13 protein-coding genes are annotated in these 12,317 nt (G+C 39.9%); 4 read left to right on the top strand and 9 right to left on the bottom strand.

Annotation, left to right across the window (positions count from 1 at the left end):
- Positions 1 to 90: 90 nt before the first annotated feature.
- Genes H5126_RS04065 through H5126_RS04055 form a run of 3 tightly spaced genes read right to left on the bottom strand, consistent with a single transcriptional unit; the run spans position 91 to position 3,273 of the window.
- On the bottom strand, positions 91 to 1,221 hold the full coding sequence (locus H5126_RS04065) for a sodium ion-translocating decarboxylase subunit beta (protein WP_002961942.1): 1,131 nt from the start codon (positions 1,219 to 1,221) through the stop codon (positions 91 to 93).
- A gap of 13 nt (positions 1,222 to 1,234) precedes the next feature.
- Entirely contained in the window at positions 1,235 to 3,016 is a 1,782-nt protein-coding gene (oadA, locus tag H5126_RS04060; RefSeq protein WP_138489620.1) for a sodium-extruding oxaloacetate decarboxylase subunit alpha, read from the bottom strand.
- An 11-nt stretch (positions 3,017 to 3,027) separates the two neighbouring features.
- Positions 3,028 to 3,273 (bottom strand): OadG family protein, encoded by a 246-nt coding sequence (locus H5126_RS04055; protein ID WP_002961940.1) that lies wholly within the window; start codon positions 3,271 to 3,273, stop codon positions 3,028 to 3,030.
- 519 nt (positions 3,274 to 3,792) lie between these two features.
- On the opposite strand from H5126_RS04055, the gene H5126_RS04050 reads away from it, so the two are divergent.
- The 3 genes from H5126_RS04050 to H5126_RS04040 all read left to right on the top strand — a co-directional run bounded on the left by H5126_RS04050 (position 3,793) and on the right by H5126_RS04040 (position 4,817).
- Positions 3,793 to 3,966 (top strand): DUF1328 domain-containing protein, encoded by a 174-nt coding sequence (locus tag H5126_RS04050; protein ID WP_002961939.1) that lies wholly within the window; start codon positions 3,793 to 3,795, stop codon positions 3,964 to 3,966.
- Positions 3,967 to 4,024: 58 nt separating this feature from the next.
- The gene (locus tag H5126_RS04045; RefSeq protein WP_002961938.1) at positions 4,025 to 4,216 is read left to right on the top strand and encodes a hypothetical protein; all 192 of its coding nucleotides are present in this window, start codon (positions 4,025 to 4,027) and stop codon (positions 4,214 to 4,216) included.
- A gap of 133 nt (positions 4,217 to 4,349) precedes the next feature.
- Positions 4,350 to 4,817, top strand: a complete 468-nt coding sequence (locus H5126_RS04040) for a YcxB family protein (protein WP_182720550.1) — start codon at positions 4,350 to 4,352, stop codon at positions 4,815 to 4,817.
- Between the two features lie 50 nt (positions 4,818 to 4,867).
- Here H5126_RS04040 and csrA read toward each other — a convergent pair whose 3' ends face one another.
- The 6 genes from csrA to ribA form a co-directional block, all read right to left on the bottom strand.
- Positions 4,868 to 5,059, bottom strand: coding sequence for a carbon storage regulator CsrA (gene csrA, locus H5126_RS04035; protein ID WP_004587515.1), 192 nt, complete (start codon positions 5,057 to 5,059; stop codon positions 4,868 to 4,870).
- 91 nt (positions 5,060 to 5,150) lie between these two features.
- Entirely contained in the window at positions 5,151 to 6,368 is a 1,218-nt protein-coding gene (locus tag H5126_RS04030; protein ID WP_182720549.1) for an aspartate kinase, read from the bottom strand.
- Between the two features lie 6 nt (positions 6,369 to 6,374).
- On the bottom strand, positions 6,375 to 8,975 hold the full coding sequence (gene alaS / locus H5126_RS04025; RefSeq protein WP_182720548.1) for an alanine--tRNA ligase: 2,601 nt from the start codon (positions 8,973 to 8,975) through the stop codon (positions 6,375 to 6,377).
- A 19-nt stretch (positions 8,976 to 8,994) separates the two neighbouring features.
- Positions 8,995 to 9,447: a regulatory protein RecX gene (locus tag H5126_RS04020; RefSeq protein ID WP_002961933.1), complete on the bottom strand. Its 453-nt coding sequence runs from the start codon at positions 9,445 to 9,447 to the stop codon at positions 8,995 to 8,997.
- Positions 9,447 to 10,235 (bottom strand): BPSS1780 family membrane protein, encoded by a 789-nt coding sequence (locus H5126_RS04015; RefSeq protein ID WP_024595741.1) that lies wholly within the window; start codon positions 10,233 to 10,235, stop codon positions 9,447 to 9,449. Before H5126_RS04015 ends, H5126_RS04020 begins: the two co-directional genes overlap by 1 nt.
- Before the next feature lie 81 nt (positions 10,236 to 10,316).
- Positions 10,317 to 10,940: a GTP cyclohydrolase II gene (gene ribA, locus H5126_RS04010; protein ID WP_002961931.1), complete on the bottom strand. Its 624-nt coding sequence runs from the start codon at positions 10,938 to 10,940 to the stop codon at positions 10,317 to 10,319.
- Positions 10,941 to 11,189: 249 nt separating this feature from the next.
- Between ribA and H5126_RS04005 the strand changes: the two genes are divergently transcribed.
- The gene (locus H5126_RS04005) at positions 11,190 to 12,305 is read left to right on the top strand and encodes an energy transducer TonB (RefSeq protein WP_182720547.1); all 1,116 of its coding nucleotides are present in this window, start codon (positions 11,190 to 11,192) and stop codon (positions 12,303 to 12,305) included.
- Positions 12,306 to 12,317 lie beyond the last annotated feature (12 nt).

Below are 12,317 nucleotides of genomic sequence, written 5' to 3'. Positions count from 1 at the left end.
AACAAGAAACCATTAAGAGGCGAAGAAATTAAGAACAAAAAAAAGCGCAGTAAACTGCGCTTAATGGTTAATCTATTTTAAATTACATTTTTAGCCAACAAGTGCTAATAAAATACCCGCAGCAACTGCACTACCAAGTACACCCGCTACGTTGGGTCCCATTGCATGCATAAGTAAAAAGTTATGTGGGTTACTTTCAAGGCCAACTTTATTAACTACTCGTGCCGCCATTGGCACAGCCGATACACCTGCCGCCCCAATTAATGGATTTATAGGCGTTTTAGATATTCGGTTAAGTCCTTTTGCCATAAATACGCCTGATGCCGTACCAATTGCAAAAGCCAGTGCGCCAAGCACTAAAATACCAATCGTCTCAACAGTTAAAAACTTATCTGCAGCAAGCTTTGAACCTACAGCTAAGCCTAAAAATATAGTTGTAACATTGATGATTTCGTTTTGAGCACTGTTACTTAATCTATCAACAACACCCGACTCTCGCATTAAGTTACCTAAACAAAACATACCTACCAGCGGTATAGCAGCCGGTAAAAACATAGCCGTTAAACTAAGCACCATAAGTGGAAAAATAATCTTTTCCTTTTTAGATACTTTGCGAAGCTCTGGCATTTTTATTTTACGTTCTTCTGGGGTTGTTAGTGCACGCATAATTGGCGGCTGAATAATTGGCACAAGTGCCATATATGAATACGCAGCTACTGCTATTGCGCCTAGTAAATCAGGTGCCAGTTTTGATGCTAAAAATATTGCTGTTGGCCCATCGGCACCACCTATAATGGCTATAGCCGATGCGTCCTGTAGAGTAAATTCAAAACCTGGCACATAGTTAAGTAATATAGCGCCAAACAATGTAGCAAAAATACCAAACTGTGCAGCCGCACCTAATAACAACATACGTGGGTTTGCAATAAGTGCGCTAAAGTCGGTCAGCGCCCCTACTCCCATAAATATCAACAGCGGAAAAATCCCCGTATCAATACCCACATAATAAACGTAGTACAAAAGCCCACCTGGGTCTGACAAACCTGCCACTGGTACATTTGTTAAAATTGCACCAAAACCAATAGGTAGTAATAATAGTGGTTCAAAGCCTTTAGCTATCGCTAAAAACAGTAGTAAACACCCTACCGCAATCATTATTAACGATGGGATTGTAAAGTTAGCAATGCCTGTCGCATTCCAGAGGTTTAAAATACCTTCCATCCTCTATTTACTCCTAAGCTAATGCAATCATAGCGTCGCCGGTAGTTACAGCATCGCCTTCACTAACTAACACTTCAGCAATTGTTCCTGTATGCGTAGCGCGTATTTCAGTTTCCATTTTCATGGCTTCCATAATAATCACTACATCGCCTTCGTTAACAACTTGCCCAGCTTTTACCTTAATTTTAAAAATATTACCGGCTAGAGGCGCGTTAAGTGTTTCACCTGATGCAACCGAAGCAGATTGAGGAATGTGCTCAGAGTCTTTTAATGTTACTTCCTTAAGTTCACCACCTTGCGCTACGACTACGTCATAAACTTTACCATCTACTTTTACGCTGTATTGCTCAGCCTTCACTTTGTTATTATTTGAAACTGATTTAGAAGGTGCTTTACTGCTTTTATCTTCAACAGAAGGTACTGGCTCAAATGCATCTGGGTTGTTGCGGTTTTTAATAAACTTCAAACCAACTTGTGGGAATAATGCATAAGTTAATACGTCATCAATTTGATCATCAGCAAGTGTTAAACCTTGCTCTTGCGCTTCTTTTAATAACTCAGCTTCAAGCGTTGCAAGCTCAGGTGCAATGTTATCAGCAGGGCGACAAGTAATAACTTCCGCGCCATCAAGCACGCGCTCTTGTAGCTCTTTATTCATTGGTGCTGGTGTTAAGCCATATTCACCTTTTAATACGCCAGCAGTTTCTTTAGTAATGGTTTTATAACGCTCACCCGTTAGCACATTAAGTACCGCTTGAGTGCCAACAATTTGCGACGTTGGTGTTACTAAAGGTAAAAAGCCAAGATCTTCACGTACACGTGGGATCTCAAGTAAAACCTCATTAAGCTTATCGGCTGCGCCTTGCTCTTTAAGTTGGTTTTCCATGTTTGTAAGCATGCCACCAGGTACTTGAGCTAGTAAAATACGCCCATCAACCCCTTTTAAGCTACCTTCAAATGCCGCATATTTTTTACGTACATCTCTAAAGTAAGCAGCAATTTCTTCTAGGTGGTTTAAATCAAGCCCAGTATCACGCTCAGTCCCTTCAACTATCGATACAATAGTTTCAGTTGCAGAATGTCCATAAGTCATACTCATTGATGAAATAGCGGTATCGAGCATATCAATACCAGCATCAATTGCTTTTTGGTAAGTAGCAGTACTTAAACCTGTTGTAGCGTGGCACTGCATAGCAATTGGAATAGATACAGTTTCTTTAAGTGCTTTAATTAGTTTTTCAGCATCGTACGGCTTTAATAAACCCGCCATATCTTTAATACAAATTGAGTGACAACCCATATCTTCAAGCTGCTTTGCAAGAGTTAGCCACATATCAAGTGTATGAACTGGGCTAACTGTGTACGAAATAGTACCTTGAGCGTGAGCGCCTACTTTTACAGCCGCTTTAATAGCTGTTTCTAGATTGCGAACATCGTTCATTGCATCAAATATACGAAATACGTCAACGCCATTTTTATGTGCACGTTCTACAAATTTTTCAACTACGTCATCAGCGTAATGGCGGTAACCTAATAAGTTTTGACCGCGTAATAGCATTTGCTGTTTAGTATTAGGCATCGCTTTTTTTAGTGCACGAATACGCTCCCAAGGATCTTCGCCTAAATAACGAATACACGAGTCAAATGTAGCACCGCCCCAAGATTCAATAGACCAATAACCCGCATCGTCTAATTTGCTAGCAATCGGTAGCATATCGTCTAGGCGCATACGCGTTGCTAATAATGATTGGTGAGCATCGCGTAATACCAATTCTGTTAGTTTTAATTTAGCCATGTGTGTGCCCCTTATTTATTATTTGATTTGTACTGAGCAATGGCAGCACTAATAGCAGCGATGTGCTCATTAGGCACACCTTGAGATTTAAAAGATGGTGATTTAACTGGTGTCGCCACGTCAGGTTCGCTAAAGCGCGTCACCAAATTAGACATAAGCGTTACTGCACCAATTAATATCGACAGAAATACAAACACTCCAACCATGCCAGTAAGCATTAAGTTACCAGCCGTTGTGAGTAGAGCACCTATATCCATTTTTCTCCCCTTGAAACCCATATCGAAAATAAAAAATCGATTTAATTAAATATTTATTCACTGGATAATAACAAAACTAATCGCTTTGTCTACATCTTGTAAATTGGTAAAACCAATTAAACAATAAATAACATAACACTCAATTAATTTACATGCCATAACTCAGCAATCACGCGCTCTACAATACATACAAGAAATAACGACTATAGCTAATAGTTATATGGAAGTTGTTAATTAACTATCAAGCTAAGTAAAAATAAACACTAATTCTTAATATAAAATGCAAAGCCACACACCAATTGTTAATTGGTCTTACCAAAATAAGTTTATTTAGTGAATATTTAGCAGTTATTTGCAACAGTGTGAATAACTTACATAACAAAGCGTAAAAGTTACTAACCAACTAATAACTAGAATAACAGCAAAAACCCATAACCAATTGATATTTATGCCAAATAAACTTTGGCATATAACTGGCATTAGTTATCATGAGCAAATTTGATAACCAAGGAGAAAACAATGTTACGCTGGACAATTACATTTTTAGTTATTGCTTTAATCGCTGCAGTGTTAGGTTTTGGTGGCATCGCAGGTGCCGCAGCTGGTATAGCAAAAATTATATTTTTTATCTTTTTAGTACTTTTAGTGATTTCATTAGTTTCAGGTGCACTACGTGGTAAATCACCCAGGTAGATAAAGCATTCAACTAACAAACACTAAAATTTAATTAATACTTACAAGGAATTACACTATGAACTCTACAACTTTAAAAGCAGCACTAATCGCAGTATTTGCAGGTTTTTTCATGATGGGTTGTGAAGACAACCATGCAGAAGATGCTGGCGAACGTATCGACGAAGCAGTAACTGATGTGCAAAACTCTGTTGAAGATGCATGTGAAAATGTTAAAGAAGGCGTGAACGCTGAAGAAACTAACTGTTAATTCTTCTTGTACCGCTAAAAAAACGGCTTTCGAGCCGTTTTTTTGTGCCAGTAATAAAATCACTGACTATAAAGCTGCTCATTTAGCAGTTAGCTTGTTAAAATAAAAAAAACGATATTTAAAGCAAGGCAAAATGGCATTCACAACCACCTACACATTAGATAAACCCTACTTTTACGAGTGTTTTGATGAGTCACTCCCTTATAGTAAGCGTGCAAAACCTAAATACTTTTTACTTGTGTTGTTAGTTGCGCTTGGTCTATTTGGCATTTATGTTTTAGACGATCATTACTTAGGATCGTTTATGATCATGTTAGCGGTACTCGAGTGCGTCGCTTTTTACTATCGCAGACCATGGTGGGTAACCAGACAAATGCTCAGCAAAGCATCAGGCTCTGAGGTAACACTTACCTTTGATGAAGAAGGTATTAAATCTGCTAATCATTACAAAAGCTATCAATTAGAATGGCAAAATATAAGCGAAGTAATAGACACCCAGCAAGGTATTATTATTAAAAATAAAAGTGGTATGCAGTACATATCAAAACAAATACTTAATCCTGAAACACTCGCTTTTATAAACAAAAAAGCCACTCAGTGAGTGGCTTTTAGTCTAGTTGAGTTAATTACTCAACTACGTATACGTGTTGATTAAGCATTGCCCGGATTAGGGTTCGACTTTTCAGCTTGTATGCGCATGTAAATCTCTTCACGATGCACTGATACGTCTTTTGGTGCATTAACACCGATTCGAACTTGATTTCCTTTAACACCTAGAACAGTAACTGTTACTTCGTCACCAATCATTAGGGTTTCACCTACTCTACGAGTTAGTATTAGCATTCTCTTGCTCCCATGTTCCAATAAAAATTATAAGATTCCGCTTAAACATACTAATGAAAATTAGACTGAAAAGTAAGTAAAAACTCGCAATCTATCCATTTTCTGTTAAAAATTCCTTGTGTAATGCACGAACAGCCAACTCTAAGTACTTTTCATCTATTAAAACTGAAATTTTAATCTCTGAAGTCGAGACTAAAACCACATTAATATTTTCCTGCGCTAATGCATCAAAAAATAAACTAGCGACACCAGAATGTGATTTCATACCCATGCCAACAGCAGAAACTTTAGCTACTGCTTGCAACCCGCTTATATTTTGAGCACTGAGCTGAGCTTGATCTTCACTCAATAATTCAAGTGCTTGCAGATAATCATTCGAGTGCACAGTAAAAGCATAGTCTATTTTTTCAAAGTTATGATTAACTTGATTAATCATATCTATTTCGATGCCATTTTCGGCAAAAAGTTTCAATATTTTTGAAAGATATTGCGTGCCCGTTGGCACACCTTGTACCTTAATTAAACATTCGTCACGATTAAACGCAATCCCCGATACAACCTTGCTTGGCATATCGTTCTCCTCAAAACTTATTAATGTACCTTCATCGGGATTAAAACTCGAAAGCACCCTAAGTGGCACATTATGTTTTCCTGCGGCTTCTACTGAGCGAATATGCAAAACTTTCGCCCCTAAACTTGCCAGTTCTAGCATTTCGGCAAAGGTAACTTGGCTCATTCTGCGCGCGTTAGGTTCAACACGAGGATCTGTAGTATATACGCCGTCAACGTCTGTATAGATCTGGCATTCGTCAGCTTTTATAGCCGCAGCTATTTCCACAGCCGATGTATCGGTACCGCCGCGCCCAAGCGTTGTAATGTTGCCCTCAACATCACGCCCCTGAAACCCAGCAATAATAGCAATACGATTATGCTCAAGCTCATGCTTCAAACGCGTAGCAGCAACCTCTGCAATACGAGCTTTACCAAACATGTTATCGGTTAAAATATTGACTTGATCGGCTAATAGGCTCACAGCAGAGTGGCCACGTTTTATAATAGCCATAGCAAGTAGTGATACAGAAACCTGCTCTCCGGTGCTAATTAGTACATCTAGTTCACGGCTACTCGGGCGAGTATCAATTTGTTTGGCGAGATTAATTAAGCGGTTGGTTTCTCCCGACATAGCCGAGAGCACCACAACCACTTGATGTCCTTGTTGTCTGGTTTTTACAACAAGGTCGGCGACCGCTTCAATTCGCTCTATTGAGCCGACCGAAGTGCCACCGAATTTTTGAACAATAAGCGCCACTTAGGCTTAAGTACGCTCAGTTAACCAAGCTGTAACGCTATCTAGTGCAGCAGCAAGGTTTTGTGGCTCACTACCACCGGCTTGTGCCATATCTGGACGACCGCCACCTTTACCACCTACTTGGCCTGCCATGTGGTTAACTAACTCACCGGCTTTTACTTTGCCTGTTAAGTCTTTAGTTACACCAGCAATTAGGCTTACTTTGTCGCCACTGGCAACACCAAGAGCAATAACACCTGAGCCAATCTTGTTTTTAAGGTCGTCAACCATACCGCGAAGCGCTTTAGATTCAGTACCTTCAACATTTGCTACAAGTAGCTTAACGCCGTTAATTTCAACAATCGAATCAAGTAAAGATGCACCCGCTGCACTTGCTAACTTATCGTTAAGTTGCGCAATTTGCTTTTCAAGACCTTTAGACTTTTCAAGCAACGCAGTTACTTTTTCAAGTACCGATGCGCTATCGCCTTTAACTAAAGCAGCTACATCATGTAATTGTTGCTCTTGCTCGCTAACATAAGCAACTGCATCAGCACCGGTTACCGCTTCAATTCGGCGAACACCTGCGGCAATACCACTTTCAGATACAATTTTGAATAAACCAATATCGCCTGCGCGCTCAACGTGAGTACCACCACAAAGCTCAATAGAGTACTCGCCAATAGTAACTACACGTACTTCGTCATCATACTTTTCGCCAAACAACGCCATAGCACCTTTCGCTTTAGCATCATCAATAGCCATAAGCTCAGTATTAAGTGCGAAGTTACGACGAATTTCGTCATTAACTACACGCTCAATTTCACGTAGCTCATCTTTTGTAACCGCTTCAAAGTGCGAAAAGTCAAAACGTAAACGATCAGGCTGAACAAGTGAGCCTTTTTGGCCTACATGGTCGCCTAATAATTGGCGTAGTGCTTCGTGTAAAATATGTGTAGCTGTGTGGTTTTTCTTAATGCTATCGCGGCGTACATCATCAATAGTCGCATCCACTTTATCGTTAACGCCAATACGCCCTTGTACAGTACCGTGGTGAGCAAAAGCATTACCAAGTTTAGTGGTATTAGTAACATTAAATTCGCCACCAGCAACTGTAATAGTACCCGTGTCGCCCGTTTGGCCGCCTGATTCAGCGTAAAACGGTGTGCGGTCTAATACTACAATACCTTGTTGACCATCTTCTAATAACTGAACAGCTTCGCCACCGGCAAAAATTTCTACCACTGTCGCGCTATGGTGCGTGCTGTCGTAGCCTTTAAACTCAGTAAGCTTTTCTGATTTTAATTGCTCATTGTAATCAGCACCAAACTTACCCGCTTGTTGCGCTGTTTTACGTTGTACAGCCATGCACTCTTCAAAACCTTGATGATCAATCGTCATCTGGCGCTCACGCGCAACATCGGCCGTTAAATCAGCTGGAAAGCCATACGTATCGTAAAGTTTAAATACTAAGTCGCCCGGTATAATATCGCCTTTAAGGTCACTTAAGCTTTCTTCTAAAATAGCTAAGCCACGCTCAAGTGTTTTACCAAATTGTTCTTCTTCAATGCGTAATACTTTTTCGATAATTTCTTGTTGCTTAGCAAGCTCTGGGTACGCTTGACCCATTTGCTCAATTAGCGCAGCAACTAACTTATAGAAAAACGAACCTTGCGCACCTAACTTATTACCGTGGCGCACAGCACGACGAATAATACGACGTAGTACATAACCACGACCTTCGTTAGATGGCATAACACCGTCAGAGATTAAAAACGCACACGAACGAATATGATCCGCCACTACGCGTAGTGACTTATCGTCCATATCTTGCGCGTTAGTTACACTTGCAGCTGCTGCAATTAAGCCTTGGAATAAATCGATTTCGTAGTTTGAATGCACACCCTGCAAAATTGCAGAAATACGCTCAAGGCCCATTCCCGTATCAACAGACTGCTTAGGCAGTGGCAGCATAGTACCGTCGCTTTGACGGTTGTATTGCATAAATACAAGGTTCCAAATTTCAATGAAACGGTCGCCGTCTTCCTCTGGAGAGCCCGGAGGTCCGCCCCAAATGTGTTCGCCATGGTCATAAAATATTTCAGAACACGGACCACATGGACCGGTATCGCCCATAGACCAAAAGTTATCTGAGGTCGCAATACGAATAATACGATCTTCACTTAAGCCAATATCTTTTGACCAATACTCAAACGCTTCTTCATCATCGTGATAAATAGTAACAAGCAGTTTTTCTTGAGGTAATTTAACAACCTCAGTTAAAAACTCCCACGCAAACTTAATCGCGTCTTGCTTAAAGTAATCGCCAAAGCTGAAGTTACCTAACATTTCAAAAAATGTATGGTGGCGAGCAGTGTAGCCTACGTTTTCTAAATCGTTATGCTTACCGCCAGCACGTACACAACGCTGCGAGCTTGTCGCACGTGTATAAGGGCGGCTTTCTGCGCCTAAAAATACATCTTTAAATTGCACCATGCCGGCATTATTAAATAACAACGTGGCATCGTTACCCGGTATAAGCGAGCTAGAAGGTACTATTTGATGTTGCTTGCTGGCAAAAAAGTCTAAAAACTGTTGCCTAATTTGTGCGGTAGTCATGTGCTGCATTTGAAAGTCTCACCTGTATTTACTGTGCTTGCATTGCAAAATTAATTTCATCGTAGCTAAAACCCCGATACATTAAGTAGCGCACGCGCTTAGCTTTATCTTTGTAATCGAGATCTGGCGGTGTATTCGAATATTTTTTATTGTACGCATCCTGCGCAAGCTCAAACCAATCTATTTCAAGCTCTTCAACTACCATTTCAAGTAGCGAACGATCAATCCCTTTGCCCATAGCTTCGCTTTGTATTCGCTTAAGCCCGTGGCATTTAAATATGTGTTTTCTTACAAAGCCTTCACAGTATCGCTGCTCGTTAATAAAATTGTGCTTTTCGCACCAATCAAGCAGCGTTTCAATAAACTCTTCTGTCGCTTCTTTTTGCTGTAATTTGAGCGTTAACTCACGACGCGAATATTCTTGGCGCCCTAGTAACCAAAGTACATAGTTTTTTAGTTTTTGCTTTAATTTATCATCCATTAAGCGTCAAAACGCCCGCTTGTTTCACTGCTAAGTGGCTTAACATTAATGTCGTCACTTAATGGTACAACAGGCATAAAAATGGCTTGATAAGATACAAAAAAGCTAATGTAGCAAATCGGCATTAAAATCAACAGTGGTAAGAACGATAAGAACATCGAAAGCGCCATAAATAATGCGCAAATAAGGCCAAAAACGCCAAGTGGCAAAATGTTATGATAAAACACCATTAACGATTTTTTAAGCGCCGTTAAAATGCGTGTTTCTTTACTAAAATAAACAAGTGGCACAGCGTACGCAAATGCCGTTAAATAAATTAGCATTGCCATAAAAAATAAAATTACATTCGCGCCCGAAATACTCTCAAGCATTTGTTCTAGCGCCACGTTTGGATCAAGTCCTGGTTGGCTCATAACAGCCACTGCATCGGCAAATAAGCCATTAGCAAGTAACGCCATTAAAATGCCCGCACCCATTTGGTAAAGTGCTAAGCGTAATAACCCTAAACGATTTCCTTTAGCCGTAAATGGCTTGAGAATATCGGCTAGCATAATTTTTCCGCCCTGTTGCTTACTAAGCACCGCTTGGTAAAACCCTGCGGTTAAAAATGGCGTAGCGAGTGCTGCTACTACTTGCAGCAGCGGTAAAAATAAAGACAGCAGCCCTACAATACCAATAAATAAATGCATAAAAATAAAGGTTGCTGGCTGGGTTTTAAAAATAAGCCATCCGGCTTTTAACCACTTTAGCCCTGCATCGGCTTTAAAAATTCGTAATTGTGTAGACATACTTGCTCTTAATTTAAAACGAAACACGCCAAGTATAACTTGGCGTAAGGGGGGATTAATAGACGAAACGTAATTAAATGATTAAGGTTTTTTAATTTTCTTAATATCTAACATATGCGCGCCATGCTTAATTTTTGTTTCTAGGTACGATTTATTACCCGCAACACCCGCTTTTATGTGCGCATGTGTGCCCACAACCGAGTCAACATTAATACCGGCATCTTTTAATGCATTAAGCTTTTTAGGATTATTAGTCATTAATTTAACGTGACTTAAATTAAGCGCATTGAGCATTAATACCGCATCCGAAAAGTCACGCAAATCATCAGCAAAGCCTAAATGATTATTAGCTTCGTAGGTGTTCATACCTTGCGATTGCAATACGTAAGCGTCAATTTTGTTGTATAAACCAATGCCACGGCCTTCTTGGCGTAAATACAATAAAATACCGCCTTGCTCGTGCATCATTTCAATACATTCATTTAGCTGCTCGCCGCAATCACAACGCGATGAGTAAAATACATCGCCCGTTAGGCATTCTGAATGCATACGAATTAGCGGTACATCTTGCTCTGTATCGGCGTTGTTAAACACCATAGCAATATGTTCTTTACCATCTTTTAAATCAGTAAATGAGATTATTTCTGCAGGGATATCACTATTTCTGCCAACTTTAAGCTGGACTCTTGCTCTTACTTGCGCCACGACAAATCCAAATATTTAAATAACTACGACACGACAATAAAGTGATAGTATCACAAAATAGGATAAATACACCGTAGTACAAGACTGTTTATGGCAAATATATGGCGACGACAGGCGTTATTTTCAATGATTGTTAAGCAATAAATTAATACAAATAACCGCCAATATTATTTACGTTGATTTACCTTAATCAGTGACACCTGCAGGCACGTTTGGTATTTTGTATTTTAAACAACGATAGGGATTATTATGAAACGTCAGCAACTCGCTTTATTTATAGGTTTAAGTTTGTCTGCTTTAAGCGCAACAACTTTAAGCACTACAGCATTCGCCAGCCAAGCAAGCGATCCTCAAACGGTATTTAACCAAGCATACCAAGGCTATTTAGCAGCAGTTAAAGCAGACGAAAACGTACAACAAGCTGCCAAACTTGCTTACACATCAGGTAAAGCCGTTTACGGTAAAAGCGACGACAATACTGCTAACTTAGCTATTAACTACGCTAAAGCTATTAAAGGCTACGGCGATGAGCTATACGAACAACGTTTTGCACTTTATGATGAAGCACATACTATTTTAGCGGCTAATCACGGCAAACAATCAATAGAAACAGTTGATGCACTGCTCGGAAAAGCTAACTACACAACATCAGCTTACAAAGCAGCTAACTTTTTAGAAGAAGTAATAGGTATAGCTAAAACACAAAATAACCCTAAGTTTGTAGCCGACATGAAACTTGAAGCTGCAACGCTACTGGCTAAAAAGTTTAGTTCTAAAAAATATCGTGAGGCTAAAAACTACCTAGAAGAAGCCGACGAATACTACCAAGAAAACTTACCTGAAAACTCACTAGAGCGCATAAAAGCCGATTTTTTAATGGCCTCATTCGCAGAGGGTCGTAAAAGATACAATCAAGCGATTGAAAGGCTAAACCGTATAGTTACTGTATTCGATAGTAACTTAAACTTTGATCACAGTGCAGAGCTAACAGCTCATTCAAAGCTTGTAGGCCTGTACGAAAAACAAGGTAAAAGCGAAGAAGCAACTAAACATTGCCTAGCTATCGCTCAAATGGTGCCATGGAAAGAATCGCAAGAGCAAACACCACTCTATCGTGTTAATCCTAAATACCCAGTTAACAAAGCCAGATTTAGTACCGATGGTAGCGTTGTTATGGAGTTTGAGGTAGACGCAGCTGGCTTTGTAAAAAACCCAAAAGTACTTAGCTCAGAAGGTGGCAGCGCATTTGAAAAATCAGCCAAAGCAGCGCTTGAGCAATGGCGTTACGCGCCAAAGTTTGAAAATGGCAAACCTGTTAGCGCTATTTCTCAGGTACAACTCGACTTTAAAATTAACCGCCACTAAAAGCGGCTCATT

Source organism: Pseudoalteromonas sp. SG45-3 (assembly GCF_014164075.1).
Classification (GTDB): Bacteria; Pseudomonadota; Gammaproteobacteria; order Enterobacterales; family Alteromonadaceae; genus Pseudoalteromonas; species Pseudoalteromonas distincta.
This window is presented reverse-complemented; position numbering and strand designations above follow the sequence as displayed.